Raw genomic sequence first — 15411 nt, forward strand, 5'->3', positions numbered from 1 at the left:
AATTGTGACCCGGCTTGGTTTCAGGTCAATACGTAGTTTGCACACCTGTTCAACAATTGTGGTATCGCGAATCGGTATCGCCTAAATGCGACAAGGACGTTGAAGCGGTAACGGGATCGTGGAATACGGATGACGAGGAACTGCCGGCTTTGGCATATAGGGAGGTTGCGGTGTCCGAAGCGATAGAGTTTTTGCCGCCCCGGCCTGCGGTCCTTTCGCGGCGGACGGCAATCATTGCCGACCTGACGGATCTTCTGCCGGCGGAATGTGTCATTCATGAAGCGCGCGAACTTGTCCCTTTCGAGACGGACGCCTTTATCTCCTATCGGCGTCTGCCGCTGGCTGTGGTGCTGCCGAAAACGACGGCCCAGGTGGCAGCGGTCATGAAATATTGTCATCGCTACGGCGTTCCTGTCGTGCCGCGTGGCGCGGGCACTTCGCTTTCCGGCGGCGCGATCCCGCAAGAAGACGCGATCGTGCTCGGTCTTTCCAAGATGTCGCGCATCCTGGAGGTAGACTATGCCAACCGCACGGCGACGGTTCAGGCCGGCGTCACGAACCTCAATATCTCGGAGGCGGTCGGCGTCGACGGCTTCTTCTACGCACCGGACCCGAGTTCGCAGCTCGCCTGCACGATCGGCGGCAATATCGGCATGAACTCCGGCGGTGCACACTGTCTGAAATACGGTGTCACGACCAACAACCTGCTCGGCGTCAAGATGGTGCTGGTCGACGGCACGGTCGTCGATCTCGGTGGCAAGCACCTGGACAGTGCGGGTTACGATCTGCTTGGCCTTGTCTGCGGCTCGGAAGGCCAGTTGGGGATTGTCACCGAGGCCACGGTCAGGCTAATCGCCAAGCCGGAAGGCGCGCGCCCGGTGCTCTTCGGCTTTGAAACCTCGGAGGAGGCCGGCGCGTGCGTGACCGATATCATCGGCTCAGGCGTCATTCCGGTCGCGATCGAATTCATGGACAAGCCGGCGATCGAAATCTGCGAGGCCTTTGCCCATGCGGGTTATCCGCTCGATGTCGGCGCTCTCCTGATCGTCGAGGTCGAAGGTTCCGAGGCGGAAATGGAAGCGACATTGGCAAGCGTCGTCGAGATCGCCCGCCGCCACGGAGTGAAAACCGTCCGCGAAAGCCAGTCCGCGACCGAGGCAGCGCTGATCTGGAAGGGCCGTAAATCCGCCTTCGGGGCGACCGGCCGGATTGCCGACTATATTTGCATGGATGGTACGGTGCCGCTCGGCAAGCTTTCCTACGTGCTGAAGAAGACTTCCGAGATTACCGACAGCTTCGGCCTGCGGGTTGCCAATGTCTTCCACGCGGGCGACGGCAACATGCATCCGCTGATCCTGTTCAACGCGAACGATCCGGAAGACGCGGCCAAGGCCGAAGCGGCGGGCAATGAGATCCTCAAGCTTTGCGTCGATGCGGGCGGCTGCCTTACCGGTGAGCACGGCGTCGGAATTGAGAAGCGCGACCTGATGCGGCATCAGTATTCGGATGCCGATCTCGCCCAGCAGATGGCGGTGCGTTCGGCGTTCGATGAGGGTTGGATCCTCAATCCCTCCAAGGTTTTCCCGCTCGACGGACGGCCCGCTGCATGACGTTGATACCGCATACCGAGACGGACGCAGCTTACGTGATCCGCAACGCAGCCGCCCAAGGGACGAGGCTCTCACTCTGCGGCGGCAATAGTCGCGTGGGTTTCGGCAATCCCGTCGAGGGGGCGGAAGCAATGAGCTCCCGCGGGCTCTCCGGTATCGTCGACTACGAGCCCGCCGAAATGGTGATGACCGCAAGAGCCGGCACGCCGGTCGCCGAAATTGAAGCGGCACTTGCCGCGAACAGGCAGATGACGGCCTTCGAGCCAATGGATCACCGCGGCATCATGGGCACGTCCGGCGAGCCAACGATCGGCGGCGTCTTTGCCGCGAACGTCTCCGGTCCCCGGCGGTTCGTAGCAGGGGCTGCGCGCGACAGCCTGCTCGGCATCCGCTTCGTCAATGGCCAAGGGCAGGTGATACGCGCCGGCGGCCGGGTCATGAAGAACGTGACAGGTCTGGATTTGGTCAAGCTGCTGGCAGGCTCGCACGGGACACTAGGCTTCTTGACGGAGGTGACATTCCGGGTGCTGCCGGTGCCGCAATCGATTGAGACGATCGTCATCTCCGGATTGGACGACGCGGCGGCGGCCCGGGCCATGGCATCGGCGCTGGCGCTGCCGGTTGAGGTATCGGGCGCGGCGCATCTGCCTCAAACGGTCAAGGGCCGCTTTGTCGGCGGCGCTCTCCCGGAAGGGGAAGCGACCGTGCTGCGTCTCGAAGGGCTTGCCGCTTCGGTGGCGGTACGGGCGGAAAAGCTTGCAGCCGTCATGAAAGCCTTTGGCCCGGTCTCCCGGTTAGGCCAGGATAAGAGCGTCACTCTCTGGCGGGAGATCCGCGACGTCCATCCCTATGCCGACGGCACTCAGAAACCCTTGTGGCGCGTTTCCGTCGCGCCGTCGATCGGCCATCAGCTGGTCGCCGCTCTTCGCCTCGAAGCAGGCGTCGATGCCTTCTATGACTGGCAGGGCGGCCTGATCTGGATGCGCATGGAGGCCGATCCGGAGGCCGAGCTGCTGCGCCGTTACATCAAGGCGCTTGGTGGTGGCTATGCGACGCTCATGCGGGCATCGGAACAGGTGCGAGCAGTGACGCCGGCCTTTGAACCTCAACCCGACGCGGTTGCGGCGCTCTCGGCGCGCGTGAAGCAGAAACTCGATCCCGCCGGCATCTTCAGCCCGGGCAAGATGGCGGGAGCCCTCTGATGCAGACCAACTTCACACCTGAACAGCTTGCCGATCCGCATGTGGCCGAATCGGAAAAGATCCTGCGTCGCTGCGTGCATTGCGGCTTCTGCACCGCGACCTGTCCGACCTACGTGACGCTCGGCAACGAGCTCGACAGCCCGCGCGGCCGCATCTATCTCATCAAGGACATGCTGGAGAATGGTCGCCCCGCGGACGGGGAAGTCGTCACCCATATCGACCGCTGTCTTTCCTGTCTGGCCTGCGTAACCACCTGTCCTTCTGGCGTCGACTATATGCATCTGGTCGACCACGCCCGCATTCATATCGAGAAGACCTATCGGCGCCCGTTGATGGATCGGCTGATCCGCGGCCTGCTTGCGGCCGTGCTACCCTATCCGGCGCGCTTCCGCGCCGCCGTCCTGTTCGCAAAGCTCGGTCGCCCCTTCGCGCCGATTCTGAAGCGGGTCCCGGCGTTGAAGCCGCTCGCCGCCATGCTGGATCTTGCCCCGCCATCCATCGCTAGGCCTTCAGACGCGGCAACGCCCGGTACGCGCGCGCCGCAAGCCGAAAGGCGGGGCCGGGTGGCGATCCTGTCCGGCTGCGCCCAGCCGGTGCTGGATCCCGGCATCAACGAAGCAACGTTGCGACTCCTGTCTCGGCTGGGCATTGAGGTGGTAGTGCCTGAGGGCGAGGGCTGTTGCGGCGCGCTGGTGCATCACATGGGCCGCGAGGAGCCAGCGCTGGATTTTGCCCGCCGCAATGTCGATGTCTGGATCCGTGAGATCGAAAACGGCGGCCTCGATGCCATCATCATCACCGCATCGGGCTGCGGCACCACCATCAAGGACTATGGGCACATGTTGCGCCTCGATCCGGCCTATGCGGAAAAGGCGGCAAAGGTCTCCGCGCTCGCCAAGGATATCACCGAATATCTATCGGTTCTCGATCTGCCGAAGCTGGAGCCGAAACGCCTCAACGTTGCCTATCACTCGGCCTGTTCGATGCAGCACGGCCAGAAGATCACGCTTGCGCCGAAGAATCTGTTGAAGGTGGCCGGCTTCACCGTCCGCGATCCGGCTGAAGGGCATCTCTGCTGTGGCTCCGCAGGGACCTACAACATCCTGCAGCCGGAGATTTCCGGCCAACTCAAGGCTCGCAAGGTCAGGAATATCGAGGCGACCAAGCCGGATGTGATCGCGACAGGGAATATCGGCTGCATCACCCAGATCGCCACGGGCACCGCCATCCCCATCCTCCACACCGTGGAGTTGCTTGATTGGGCCTATGGCGGTCCTGAGCCGCAAAAGCTTTCTGCCAGGTAAGAGGCACAAAAAAGCCGGCGGTGACGCCGGCTTTTTTGCGAGAGGGTTTAACGCCTCAGAACTTGTAGGACACACCGAAGTTGACGGCATGGGTGAGGATGTTGGTCTTCAGCGAAGCGCCGCTGTCGATGTCCACGTCGACCCAGGAATAATTACCCTTGTATTCGGCAAAGACCGACCAGTTGTCGGTGAATTGGTACTTCACGCCGGCTTGCGCCTGCAGGGTCGCGCCGCCGAACTGATAGTCGAATGTGCGGCCTGAGGCGCGGGTGACTTCCACATGTGGAACGTTGATACCGACACCGGCACCGACGTAAGGCGTGAACTTGCTGCCTTCGATCGGGAACTTGTAGAGCGCGTTCAACGTCAGCAGGTTGATGCCGTCGGTGAACTCGAAATGCGACCAGCCGGCATCAGCCAGGGTGTCGTCGTCCGCGTAGACCTTTGCATGGGTGTAGTCGAGCGAGATACCCCAGTTGGAGAGGGCACCGCCGTCAAACCAATAGGTGCCGCGGATGCCCCAGTAAGGCGGCATCTGGAACGGCTTGGTATCCCAGCCGGCCGTGAAATCGGGCTGGTCAGAAACCTCGATGTCCGAGTGGGGCGAAAACTGGTAGCCGCCGTAAGCGGAGATTTCCCATCCGCCCGTCTCGACCGGAGCGACATAAGGCGCTTCTGCCTGGGTGGGATCGGCGGCATGGGCGGAGGTGAATGCAATACCGGCGGCAAGCGCCGTGGAAATTAAGGAAAGAGAAAGAAGCTTGCGCATGGAATCAGCCTGCAGAAAAAGGATATTGGCTTTTGCGGTGCACATTAGCGGCGGATGCTGCGTCGGTCTGTGCCTTTTTTGCACCAGTCGCCTACGAAGCTAGATCGATTATGGTTAATGAACTGTAAACCGGCAAAAAGGGCAGCTCCCGCCGCCCTTTTTGTCATTCGGAATGGTCTTCTCATCCGCCGAAGATCGTGCCGAAAATATCGATGCCGCGGTCCTTGTAATCGACCTTGCCATGACGGTTGCCGGGGCCGATGACAACCACTTTGGAGCCGATGCCGGCACGGGCGTAAAGGTGCTCGACGTCCTTGTTCATCATGCGGATGCAGCCGGACGACATGTTGAGACCGATTGTCCAGGGCTGGTTGGTGCCGTGGATGCGGAAGATGGTGTCGCGCCCGCCCTTATAGAGATAGAGCGCCCGGGCACCGAGCGGATTGTCGATGCCGCCTTCCTGTACGACCGGCAGGATACGGCCGTTGCGGGCTTCGCGCGCTCGCATTTCCGCCGGCGGCCTCCAGGACGGCCATTCCTCCTTGCGGCCGACATTGACGATGCCGGACCAGCCGAAGCCCTCGCGACCGACGCCGATACCGTAGCGCGTCGCACGGTTCGGGCCTTCGATGTAGTAGAGGAACTTGTTGTCGGTATCGACGATGATCGTGCCGGGTTTTTCGCTCGTCGAGAAACGCACCATGCGGCGCTTGTATTTCTCGGGTACTTCCCGGGGCTGGGCCACAAGTGTGACGTCGCTTGCCGGACGTTCGATTTGCGATGCGGCCGTGGTGAACGCGCCTGCGTTTCCGGCCGTCAGAAAAATCGCGCCAGCCATCCCCATGGCCATCGCGACGGTCATGCCTCTCCTCATTCCCGCAGTCCTTCTCAATTTCAGAATGGCGGGAAGCTAGCTGACTCCGGCGGCAAAGCAAGACTGTACATGGCTAATAAAGAAGATGTGAAGGTCAAAAGACGGCGGGACTGTGTCGCCGCCGCCTCACTTTGAAGTAAACGGATCACATGACCACGACTTTTGTGCCGATATTTACCCGCTCGTAGAGATCCACCACGTCTTCGTTGCGCATGCGGATGCAGCCGGAAGACACCGCGCTGCCGATCGTCCAGGGAGCGTTGGTGCCGTGAATGCGGTAAAGCGTCGAGCCGAGATACATGGCGCGGGCGCCGAGTGGATTTTCCGGCCCGCCGTCCATGCGCGCCGGCAGGTAGTGGCCCTTGGCGGCTTCGCGGGCGATCATTTCCTTCGGAGGCGTCCAGTTCGGCCATTCCGCCTTTCGGGTGATCCGATGTTCGCCGGCCCATTCGAAGCCCGGTTTGCCGACGCCCACTCCGTAGCGGCGGGCTTGGCCATCGCCCATTACCAGATAGAGGAAGCGGTTATTGGTGTCGATGATGATGGTGCCCGGCCGTTCCGAAGTATCGTAGGCCACCGTCTGAGGCAGGAACTGCGGTTCGATCTGGCTACGGACCGGCCTGGTCGGCCGGACTGCAGCGGGTTCCACCCGGCTCTCTCCGAAGATGCCGCGTCGCTGGACCGCGCGTGGCTGCTGGTATTCGCGCTGACGGTGGATGACACGAGGCTGAGCGACCTGCCGGGGATAAACGACCGGCCGGGCATTCGGCCCGGCAAGCTGCATCACCCAAGGAGCGGCAAGGTCTGGGCTGACGATGACCGGCGGGCGTTCGCGGTAGCGGTCGTTTGCGAGGGCGGCGCTGGAAAAGGCGGCCGCAAGGCCAAGCGCCAGAAACAGGGTTTTCGTCATGGTCGGATCCACTCGTTACAATCACCGACGGGCGCCATCCCAAGACGAGGGCGGCACGCGCGTTGACGGCATGGTGAGCGCGAGGTGAAAGCGAATGGTAAACGGGTGGAACACGAAAACGCATCTTGCCTATAAACCTTTTGGCAGGGTTACCGCTCGGTTTTGAAACATGGTTGACCAGTGCTAAAGGGGCGGCAAACGCTGTTAAGAATCGGGGTTTGGGATGGAAAAGGCAGGAATCATCATCGGTGATGATGGCAAGGGGCGCTGCTTCTGGCACGGCGGCCTGGAGGACTATCGTCGTTATCATGACGAGGAATGGGGCCGGCCTGTGACGGATGACTTTAGGCTTTTCGAGAAGATCTGTCTCGAAGGGTTCCAGTCGGGACTGTCCTGGCTGACGATCCTGCGCAAGCGCGAGAATTTTCGCGCCGCCTTTGCCGGTTTCGACTTCGACAAGGTGGCCGAGTTCGGAGAAGAGGATGTCGCCCGCCTGCTGGCCGACACCGGCATCATCCGCCATCGCGGCAAGATCGTCTCCACCATCAACAATGCCGGCCGGGCACGGGAATTGCGGGACGAATTCGGATCTTTGGCAAAATTCTTCTGGAGCTTCGAGCCGGGAACACATGAGCGTCCGGAAATGATGGATCTGGCGACGCTGCGCGCCAATCCGACCACGCCGGTCTCGGTGCGGCTCTCCAAGACTTTGAAGAAAAGGGGCTGGACCTTCGTCGGCCCGACCACGGTCTACGCCTTCATGCAGGCGATGGGTCTCGTCAACGATCATCTCGACGGTTGTTTTTGCCGACAGGAGGTCGATGAATTGCGGTTGAGGTTCAAACGCCCGTGATCTCGAGCAGAACCTGGTGCAGGTCGCCGAGATTCTCGATCTGACGAAAGCGCGGCGCGTCGGTCGGCGCGTCCACATGCTCCAGGACCCAGGTGAGCGCATGCGGCACAAAGACGCCGTAGCTTCCAGCGGCTATTGCAGGGACGATATCGGACTTCAGGGAATTGCCGACCATCATGGCCCGTTCGGGGCCGTCGGCCAGTTTCGAGAAGATGCGCCGATAGACCGTGGCGCTCTTGTCGCTGACGATCTCGATCGCGTCGAAATAGTCGCCCAACCCTGATTGCGCCAGCTTCCGCTCCTGGTCGAAGAGATCGCCCTTGGTAATCAGCACCAGAAGATATTCGCCGTTGAGGGCCTCCAATGTCTCTTCGACATGCGGCAGGGTTTCCACAGGGTGGCGAAGAAGGTCGCGGCCGATATCGAGAATCTGGCCGATCGTCTTGCTCGGCACCTTACCGTCGGTGATCTCGATTGCCGTCTCGATCATCGACAGGGTGAAGCCTTTGATGCCGAAACCATAGTGGGCAAGATTGCGCTTTTCGGCTTCCAGAAGACGCTCTGCAATATGCGTACCCTCGGCATAATCCCCGAGCAGTGTCTGGAAATGCTCTTCCGTCAGACGGTAATATTGCTCGTTCTGCCAGAGCGTATCGTCGGCATCGAAACCGATCGCAGTAATCGGGCGCATGTCAAACTTCCTCCAACCGTTCATATGGAGGATCGCGGAACGGCGGACAAGCGGGACGCCGCCAGAGATGGATTGTCATGCCGCCCGCAACGATTCTTCGCCCGCCGCTGCCCTTGCCGCTCCGGCCTCTATCCTCTAAGAAACCGCACACAAATCCGGCCTCTTCAGGCCGCAGGCAATGGAATCCGATCATGAGCGACAAGCAAAAGAAACCGCAGAAATTGAGGGCCCGCCTGCCGCGCGGCTTCGTCGACCGTTCCGCTGCCGATATCCATGCCACCAACGAGATGATCGCAAAAATCCGCGAGGTCTACGAGCGCTACGGCTTCGACCCGGTCGAGACGCCGCTATTCGAATATACCGACGCGCTCGGAAAGTTCCTGCCGGACAGCGACCGCCCGAACGAGGGCGTCTTTTCGCTGCAGGATGACGACGACCAGTGGATGAGCCTGCGCTACGACCTGACCGCGCCGCTCGCCCGCCACGTCGCGGAAAATTTCAACGAGATCCAGCTGCCGTTCCGCACCTATCGCGCCGGTTACGTCTTCCGCAACGAGAAGCCGGGTCCCGGCCGTTTCCGCCAGTTCATGCAGTTCGACGCCGATACCGTCGGCGCCCCAGGCGTCCAGGCCGATGCCGAGATGTGCATGATGATGGCCGACACGATGGAAGCGCTCGGCATCAAACGCGGTGATTATGTGATCCGGGTGAACAACCGTAAGGTTCTGGATGGTGTGATGGAGGCCATCGGGCTTGGTGGCGATGAGAATGCGGGTCGGCGGCTCAGCGTGTTGCGGGCCATCGACAAGCTCGACAAGTTTGGCGTCGATGGCGTGAAATTGCTGCTTGGACCGGGCCGCAACGATGAGAGCGGTGACTTCACCAAGGGTGCGGGACTCGATGCTGAGCAGATCGCCTTCGTCACTAAGTTCATCGAAGGTGCGTCTGCGGTTGACTGGAGCGCAACACTTAAGAATCTCTTCCAATCCGGCGGAGCTGATTTGGCGTGGGTTGGTATGGATGAATTGAATGTCATCCAAGGCTTATGCCTGGGGGCTGGCTATACCGACGACCGCATCAAGATCGATCCTTCCGTCGTCCGCGGCCTCGAATATTACACCGGCCCCGTCTTCGAAGCCGAGCTCCTCTTCGACGTCACCAATGAAAAAGGGGAAAAGGTCGTCTTCGGTTCGGTCGGCGGCGGTGGGCGGTATGATGGCCTGGTATCGCGTTTCATGGGCCAGCCGGTGCCGGCGACGGGTTTTTCGATCGGTGTCTCGCGCCTGATGACGGCGCTAAAAAACCTTGGCAAGCTCGGCCAGGACGAAGTTCTCGCGCCGGTTCTCGTCACCGTCATGGACGGCGATGTCCAGAGCATGGGCCGCTACCAGCGCTTCACGCAGATGTTGCGCAACGAAGGCATTCGTGCCGAAATGTATCAGGGCAACTGGAAGAAATTCGGCAACCAGCTGAAATATGCCGATCGCCGCGGTTGCCCGATCGCCATCATCCAGGGCGGCGACGAACGGGCGCAGGGCGTTGTGCAGTTGAAGGACCTGATCGAAGGCAAGCGGCTTTCCGGCGAGATCGAGGACAATGCCACCTGGCGGGAGGCGCGGGTGGCGCAGGATACCGTTGCCGAGGCCGATCTCGTCGCCAAGGTGAAGGAAATCCTGGCAGCCCAGGCGGAGGATCGGAAAAGGGCGGGCAATGCGTAAGGCTTACCCCCCTCTGTCCTACCGGACATCTCCCCCTCAAGGGGGGGGATTGGCTGGAGGCCAGCTTCTCATTTCCTCTCTGACGTCCCGATCTCCGCAGCGTCGCTTTGGAAGCGGCGATCGTGCGGCTTGTGATCTTCCCACCCAAGGGGGAGATGCCCGGCAGGGCAGAGGGGTGCTTCGTGGCACAGCGGGAGCAACCCCATGCCCCTGATCGACATGCCCGATTTCTCGACGGACCTCCTCAATGAATTCGCCGCCCGCCGTACCGAGCGGGTCAATACGCCGGTTATCCAGCCGGCCGAACCGTTCCTCGACATGGCGGGCGAGGATCTGCGCCGGCGCATCTTTCTGACCGAAAGTGAAACCGGCGCCAATCTCTGCCTGCGTCCGGAATTCACCATTCCGGTCTGCCTGCGCCACATCGAGACCGCAACCGGCACGCCGAAGCGTTATTCCTATCTCGGCGAGGTGTTCCGCCAGCGCCGCGAGGGCGCGCATGAATTCTACCAGGCCGGCATTGAAGACCTCGGCGACAAGGACATCGCCCGTGCCGACGCGCGTGCCATCATCGATGCGACAGGCATTCTGGGGGCGCTCCTGCCCGGCGGGAAGCTGGAGCTGACGCTCGGTGACCAGGCCGTGTTCGAGGCGGTCGTCCGGGCGCTCGGCCTGCCGCTCGGCTGGCAGAAGCGGCTGATCCACGCCTTCGGGGACATGGTGCATTTGGAGGCTCTGCTGGATCGGCTTGCCCGACCGCAGCCGGTAACGGGGCTCGATCCGGAGGTGGCGGAACTCGTCGCGTCCGGCGACGAGGCCGAGCTCATCGCACGGATCGACCGCACGATGCAGGAGACCGGCTATTCGACCAATGCGAGCCGGTCGCCGGCCGAGATCGCAAGACGGCTGAAGGAGAAACTGGAGCTTGCCGAAACACGGCTCGATGGTGGCGCGCTGTTGCTGCTGCGGGAATTCCTGACACTGCGGCTTCCGCTGGCGGAGGCGCCGGCGGCTCTGGCCGGGTTTGCCGACGCCGCGGATCTGAAGCTCGGGCCAGCGATCGCGCTCTTCGACGCGCGGCTGGCAGCGCTTGCCAATGCCGGAGCCGATGTTTCCGCCATGACCTATCGCGCTGCCTTTGGCCGGCCGCTCGACTACTACACCGGCCTCGTCTTCGAGGTAACGGTAAGTGGTTCATCTGCGGTGCTCGCCGGGGGCGGCCGTTTCGACCGGCTGCTAACCCTTCTCGGAGCGAAGGAGCGAATCCCGGCCGTCGGCTTTTCGCTCTGGCTCGATAGAATTGAAGCGGCGAGGGCAAAATAATGAGCGTCCTTACGATTGCCCTGCCGTCTAAGGGCCGCATCAAGGAAGACACCGCGGCGATCTTCGAACGGGCCGGCCTCGGCATTTCTGCAGTCGGCAACGACCGGTCTTACCGGGGACGGATCGACGGCATCGAGAGTGTCGAAATCACCTATCTGTCGGCCTCGGAGATCGCCCGCGAGCTTGCCAACGGCGCAGTCGACTTCGGCGTCACGGGAGAAGACCTCGTTCGCGAGGGCATGGCCGGCGCCGACCAGAAGGTAGAATTCTGCGCCCGCCTCGGCTTCGGCCAGGCGGATGTCGTCGTCGCGGTGCCTGAAATCTGGCTCGATGTGGAAACCATGGCCGATCTTGGCGATGTGGCGGCCGATTTCCGCGCCCGCCACGGCAGACGGCTGCAGATCGCCACGAAATACTGGCGGCTGACGCAGCAATTCTTCTCGTCGCAGCATGGCATCCAGCTTTACCGCATCGTCGAAAGCCTGGGCGCCACGGAGGGCGCGCCGGCTGCGGGGCAGGCGGATATCATCGTTGATATCACCTCGACCGGCTCGACGCTCAGGGCAAACCACTTGAAGATCCTGTCGGACGGGGTGATCCTGAAATCCGAAGCCTGCCTGGTGCGGGCGCGCAAGTCGGCGCACGATGATGACCAGAGGGTTTCAAGGATCATGGAGGCAGTGCGCGCGGCCCTCTGATTGATGAGGAGAAAGATCGATGCATATCACCGGCAGATGCCATTGCGGGCATGTGACCTACGAAGCCGAACTTGACCCGCAAAGGGTCTCCATCTGCCACTGCACCGACTGCCAGCAGCTCACGGGCTCGCCCTTCCGGGTCACCGCCGTCGTGCCGGAAGGCGACTTCAAACTCACCGGCAATCCCCCGAAGCAATATCGCAAGACGGCCGAAAGCGGCCGGGGCCGCCTCCAGTATTTCTGTCCGGAATGCGGCTCGCAACTTTTCGTCAACGGTGAGGGGGAGGCCGCAAAAATCTGGGGTATCCGCTGGGGAAGCATCGATCAACGGATGGAACTGAAGCCCCAGCGCCAGGTCTGGTGCCGTTCGGCTGCACCGTGGCTCTCCGAGCTGGCAGAATTGCCGGCGCGCGAGACGGATTGAACCTAAAAAAATCCGCCGGACGGATGTCCGGCGGATCAAGTCAAAGGCAGGGAACTCGAAAAGTTTAGGCAGCGATTGCGACAGAACCGCGGCGGGCGTCGATCGAGTAGGCGCCGGCGCCGAAGGCTGCGAGTGCCAGGAAGCCGCCTGCAATCGTGATGTTCTTCATCATCATCAGGCTATTGAAGAGGCTGAGCAGGCCGTTTGCGGCATCCGGAAAGCCGGGGATGGCGATGGCGCCAGAATGGAAGACCAGTCCGGTAAAGAGTGAAAAGCCGGCCAGTAGCAGCGCCGCGATGCGGGTCTGGAAGCCGGTCAGCACTGCAAGACCTGCAACAAGTTCGAAGACGCCCGCGGCATAGGCGAGCAAAGTGGCGGCGGGAAGGCCGGCGCCGGTGATCATGCCGGCCGTGCCGGACGGATCGACGAGCTTCTGGAAGCCGGACATGACGAACATGCCGGACAGGAGGAGGCGGCTGACGAGAAGCAGGGAATTGGTAGAAGTGGCGGACATTTCGATCTCCGATCAGTGGTCTGTGGTCGACAGACGGTTTGAATTTGCTGACCGGTTATTTGCCCTTTTTTGATCGTGTCCGGAAGATGAACAATCATAGACGCTTTGTCTACGGAGAGTGAACGACAAGAGCGACCGCGCGCTCTTGTCTCCCTTTCATGGCCGGGCGATGAAATAGGCATTGACGATATCATGGGGCAGCCGGTTCAGATCGATTGTTGAAAAACCGGCCTTCTTCAACATCCCTTCCGCCATTTCCACGCCCCACATCGTACCGAGCCCGGCTCCGCCTTGGCCGAGCGAAACCGGAGTGCAGTGCATGGTCGACATCATATAGAGGAAGGGAGCAAGCGGCACGTCCGTGTTTTTTTCAAGATAGCTGGACCCGCCTATGTCCTGCATCAGGAACACTCCGTCCTCGGCAAGCGAGTTCCGCACCGTATCGAGCAGGCCTTGAGGGTCTTTCTGGTCGTGCACGGCGTCGAAGGCAAGTATCAGGTCGTAGGTGCCGAGAGATGTTGCCGTCGAAAGATCTTTTTTTACGAAGGTGAGATTGGTCAGCTTCTTCTCGATCGCCGTCTTCTGAGCCTGCTGGAAGGCGTCCGCGCATAAGTCGTAGCCGATGAAACGACTGGCCGGAAACGCCTCGGCGAGCTTTAGAAGCGCCAGGCCCTGGCCGCAGCCGACGTCCGCCACCAGGATACCACTCCTCAATCTGGCAAGAATGCCAGGGATGAGCGGAAGGATGTGTTCGTTGAGCGAGCAGACGACGGATTGGTGGCTCGATTCCGCCATCACCTCGTGAAAACGCCCATAGTGATGGTAGTGCAGGCCCTTGCCGTCGCGGAAGCGCTGAATGATTTCCTCTTCCACTTCGAAGGCAACGCCAAGAAATTGTGCCTCGACGGCAATGTTGTTCGGTGTTGCTGCCCGGGTCAGAAAGGCGGAATGTTCAGCCGGAAGTGTGAAGGTTTTCGTGGCCGGTTCATAGTCTACAACGCCTGTGGTGGCCAGCACAGAGAGCCATTCGCGCACATAGCGCTCGGCCAGGTTTGCCTTCTGGGCAAGATTGGCGACTGTGGTGGACGGCGTGCCGGCAAGAACGTCGAAGAGGCCGGTACGGTGGCCGATCGAGGTCATGAGCACGAGCGAGGCGCTGTTGAGCGCGCCGATAATCTGCCCGGCAAAGGCTTCCGCCTTGGCCTCATTGAATGTGTTTTGCGTTCCCGCGAGTGCGGTGTTGATGGTCATTGTCTCTCTCCCGAGTTGATTGGACGGGCCTGCTTTCGACGTCCGCCTGATTGCGATCTCTATGCGGAGAGAAGGGTGTCTGATAGGTTCGTTTCAGGCGGAAGCGATCCAGAACGGACATGCGGGACATGGATTCGGGACAAAAACCGATCGAGACGGTGATCGTGAGCCTTCCGGAGATGACGGCCACCGGCATGATCATGATGGTGGATGTTCTCTCATCGGTCGGTCGGGACTGGGAATTGCTGCACGGCCGTACACCGCTGCCGCCCGCATTCTCGCCGATGATGCTGTCGCTCGATGGCGAGCCCTTTCTTGGACCGAACGGCGTGATCGTCACTCCGCACGGTGCTTTGAGCGATCGACCCGCACCCGATATCGTCATCGTACCGGATATCATTGTCGATCTCACTCAGCCCTATCCCAATTCCTACAATGCGGTGGTGGACTGGATCCGCGCCGCTTATCAGACGGGAGCTATCATCTGTTCGGTCTGTTCCGGCTCGCTGCTCCTCGCGGAAGCCGGCCTGCTGGACGGGAAGGACGCTGCCACCCACTGGGGTTACGCGAGCCAGATGTCCGCCCGCTATCCAAAGGTCCGCGTGCGGCGTGAGCGTATCCTCATTCCCGCAGGCGAGGGCCACCGTATCATCAGTGCCGGTGGCGCATCGTCCTGGCACGACCTCCTCCTTTATCTGATCGGCCGTTTCGTCAGCTCTGAGGAGGCGCGGCGCATTGCGAAGATCTTTTTGTTGCAATGGCATAGCGAAGGGCAATTGCCTTTCGCCTCCCTCACCGTGGGGCGCCAGCACGAAGACCGATTGATCGCCGCCGCGCAGATTTGGGCGGCCGAAAATTACCCGCGTCCGAATCCGGTGGCAGAAATGGCGGCACGGAGCGGTCTGACGGAGCGCAGTTTCCTGAGACGTTTCCGCGCCGCGACCGGCCAGTCTCCGCTTGAATATATCCAGACGCTTCGTATGGAGGAGGCAAAGCAGATACTCGAAACCTCCGATATGTCGCTCGACAACGTTGCGGCCGAGGTGGGTTATGTAGAGCCGGCAAGCTTCCGCAGACTGTTCCGTAAATTGGTTGGCCTCACTCCGTCGGACTATCGCAGGCGGAGCATGCCGCCGCCGGAGCTTCGGGCATCGAGGCGCGAACGGTTGGCCTGATCCCGAACCGGCAAGCTTCCGGCGTCACATCTTCCCAGCCTTCCTGAACGCAACCTTCAGCCTTGGTTCATCGTTGGATCATCAGGATGCAGCTG

General features: G+C 61.2%; 15 protein-coding genes. 9 read left to right on the forward strand and 6 right to left on the reverse strand.

Annotated features, from left to right (window positions below; genetic code table 11):
• Positions 1–170: 170 nt before the first annotated feature.
• The 3 genes from EDE09_RS02435 to glcF are packed head-to-tail and all read left to right on the forward strand — an operon-like array spanning position 171 to position 4116.
• Positions 171–1610 carry an FAD-linked oxidase C-terminal domain-containing protein gene (locus tag EDE09_RS02435; protein WP_132408662.1) on the forward strand — a complete coding sequence of 480 codons (1440 nt, stop codon included), beginning with the start codon at positions 171–173 and terminating at the stop codon, positions 1608–1610.
• The gene (locus tag EDE09_RS02440) at positions 1607–2812 is read left to right on the forward strand and encodes an FAD-binding protein (protein ID WP_132408664.1); all 1206 of its coding nucleotides are present in this window, start codon (positions 1607–1609) and stop codon (positions 2810–2812) included. Before EDE09_RS02435 ends, EDE09_RS02440 begins: the two co-directional genes overlap by 4 nt.
• Entirely contained in the window at positions 2812–4116 is a 1305-nt protein-coding gene (glcF, locus tag EDE09_RS02445; RefSeq protein WP_132408666.1) for a glycolate oxidase subunit GlcF, read from the forward strand. The genes EDE09_RS02440 and glcF overlap by 1 nt, the downstream gene beginning before the upstream one ends.
• A 55-nt stretch (positions 4117–4171) precedes the next feature.
• On the opposite strand, the gene EDE09_RS02450 is transcribed toward glcF, so the two are convergent.
• The 3 genes from EDE09_RS02450 to EDE09_RS02460 form a co-directional block, all read right to left on the reverse strand.
• Complete coding sequence (locus EDE09_RS02450; RefSeq protein ID WP_112801678.1) at positions 4172–4885, reverse strand: outer membrane beta-barrel protein; 714 nt, start codon at positions 4883–4885, stop codon at positions 4172–4174.
• Positions 4886–5066: 181 nt separating this feature from the next.
• A complete protein-coding gene (locus EDE09_RS02455) occupies positions 5067–5759 on the reverse strand; it encodes a L,D-transpeptidase (protein ID WP_105374089.1) in 693 nt (230 codons plus the stop codon).
• 145 nt (positions 5760–5904) lie between these two features.
• A complete protein-coding gene (locus EDE09_RS02460) occupies positions 5905–6669 on the reverse strand; it encodes a L,D-transpeptidase (protein WP_132408668.1) in 765 nt (254 codons plus the stop codon).
• 223 nt (positions 6670–6892) lie between these two features.
• Between EDE09_RS02460 and EDE09_RS02465 the strand changes: the two genes are divergently transcribed.
• Positions 6893–7522, forward strand: a complete 630-nt coding sequence (locus EDE09_RS02465; RefSeq protein ID WP_132408670.1) for a DNA-3-methyladenine glycosylase I — start codon at positions 6893–6895, stop codon at positions 7520–7522.
• On the opposite strand, the gene EDE09_RS02470 is transcribed toward EDE09_RS02465, so the two are convergent.
• Positions 7509–8213 (reverse strand): HAD family hydrolase, encoded by a 705-nt coding sequence (locus EDE09_RS02470; RefSeq protein ID WP_105374091.1) that lies wholly within the window; start codon positions 8211–8213, stop codon positions 7509–7511. The two genes, EDE09_RS02465 and EDE09_RS02470, sit on opposite strands and share 14 nt — an antisense overlap.
• 191 nt (positions 8214–8404) lie before the next feature.
• Here EDE09_RS02470 and hisS point away from each other — a divergent pair, with 191 nt between their 5' ends.
• From hisS to EDE09_RS02490, 4 genes are all read left to right on the forward strand, one after another.
• Positions 8405–9931: a histidine--tRNA ligase gene (gene hisS / locus EDE09_RS02475; RefSeq protein ID WP_132408672.1), complete on the forward strand. Its 1527-nt coding sequence runs from the start codon at positions 8405–8407 to the stop codon at positions 9929–9931.
• A 204-nt stretch (positions 9932–10135) separates the two neighbouring features.
• Positions 10136–11254, forward strand: a complete 1119-nt coding sequence (locus tag EDE09_RS02480; protein WP_112801397.1) for an ATP phosphoribosyltransferase regulatory subunit — start codon at positions 10136–10138, stop codon at positions 11252–11254.
• Positions 11254–11952: an ATP phosphoribosyltransferase gene (gene hisG / locus EDE09_RS02485; RefSeq protein WP_132408674.1), complete on the forward strand. Its 699-nt coding sequence runs from the start codon at positions 11254–11256 to the stop codon at positions 11950–11952. The genes EDE09_RS02480 and hisG overlap by 1 nt, the downstream gene beginning before the upstream one ends.
• A gap of 19 nt (positions 11953–11971) precedes the next feature.
• Entirely contained in the window at positions 11972–12376 is a 405-nt protein-coding gene (locus tag EDE09_RS02490) for a GFA family protein (protein ID WP_132408676.1), read from the forward strand.
• 64 nt (positions 12377–12440) lie between these two features.
• Here the strand turns inward: EDE09_RS02490 and EDE09_RS02495 are convergent, their stop codons facing one another.
• Both EDE09_RS02495 and EDE09_RS02500 read right to left on the reverse strand, forming a co-directional pair.
• Complete coding sequence (locus tag EDE09_RS02495) at positions 12441–12890, reverse strand: DoxX family protein (protein WP_105374095.1); 450 nt, start codon at positions 12888–12890, stop codon at positions 12441–12443.
• Positions 12891–13046: 156 nt separating this feature from the next.
• On the reverse strand, positions 13047–14141 hold the full coding sequence (locus tag EDE09_RS02500) for a methyltransferase domain-containing protein (RefSeq protein WP_132408678.1): 1095 nt from the start codon (positions 14139–14141) through the stop codon (positions 13047–13049).
• 128 nt (positions 14142–14269) lie between these two features.
• Here EDE09_RS02500 and EDE09_RS02505 point away from each other — a divergent pair, with 128 nt between their 5' ends.
• Positions 14270–15316 (forward strand): helix-turn-helix domain-containing protein, encoded by a 1047-nt coding sequence (locus EDE09_RS02505; protein WP_207914803.1) that lies wholly within the window; start codon positions 14270–14272, stop codon positions 15314–15316.
• Positions 15317–15411: the final 95 nt, after the last annotated feature.

Origin of the sequence: Neorhizobium sp. S3-V5DH (assembly GCF_004343065.1) — a bacterium.
Lineage (GTDB): Bacteria > Pseudomonadota > Alphaproteobacteria > Rhizobiales > Rhizobiaceae > Neorhizobium > Neorhizobium huautlense.

Bases quoted from the DNA above. Each gene is read 5' to 3' on its own strand.
- EDE09_RS02495 (WP_105374095.1), bottom strand. From the start codon at position 12,890: ATGTCCGCCACTTCTACCAATTCCCTGCTTCTCGTCAGCCGCCTCCTC.
- EDE09_RS02490 (WP_132408676.1), top strand. From the start codon at position 11,972: ATGCATATCACCGGCAGATGCCATTGCGGGCATGTGACCTACGAAGCC.
- EDE09_RS02465 (WP_132408670.1), top strand. From the start codon at position 6,893: ATGGAAAAGGCAGGAATCATCATCGGTGATGATGGCAAGGGGCGCTGC.
- EDE09_RS02500 (WP_132408678.1), bottom strand. From the start codon at position 14,141: ATGACCATCAACACCGCACTCGCGGGAACGCAAAACACATTCAATGAG.
- EDE09_RS02440 (WP_132408664.1), top strand. From the start codon at position 1,607: ATGACGTTGATACCGCATACCGAGACGGACGCAGCTTACGTGATCCGC.
- glcF (WP_132408666.1), top strand. From the start codon at position 2,812: ATGCAGACCAACTTCACACCTGAACAGCTTGCCGATCCGCATGTGGCC.
- EDE09_RS02470 (WP_105374091.1), bottom strand. From the start codon at position 8,213: ATGCGCCCGATTACTGCGATCGGTTTCGATGCCGACGATACGCTCTGG.
- EDE09_RS02480 (WP_112801397.1), top strand. From the start codon at position 10,136: ATGCCCCTGATCGACATGCCCGATTTCTCGACGGACCTCCTCAATGAA.
- EDE09_RS02455 (WP_105374089.1), bottom strand. From the start codon at position 5,759: ATGAGGAGAGGCATGACCGTCGCGATGGCCATGGGGATGGCTGGCGCG.
- EDE09_RS02505 (WP_207914803.1), top strand. From the start codon at position 14,270: ATGGATTCGGGACAAAAACCGATCGAGACGGTGATCGTGAGCCTTCCG.
- EDE09_RS02460 (WP_132408668.1), bottom strand. From the start codon at position 6,669: ATGACGAAAACCCTGTTTCTGGCGCTTGGCCTTGCGGCCGCCTTTTCC.
- hisS (WP_132408672.1), top strand. From the start codon at position 8,405: ATGAGCGACAAGCAAAAGAAACCGCAGAAATTGAGGGCCCGCCTGCCG.
- hisG (WP_132408674.1), top strand. From the start codon at position 11,254: ATGAGCGTCCTTACGATTGCCCTGCCGTCTAAGGGCCGCATCAAGGAA.
- EDE09_RS02450 (WP_112801678.1), bottom strand. From the start codon at position 4,885: ATGCGCAAGCTTCTTTCTCTTTCCTTAATTTCCACGGCGCTTGCCGCC.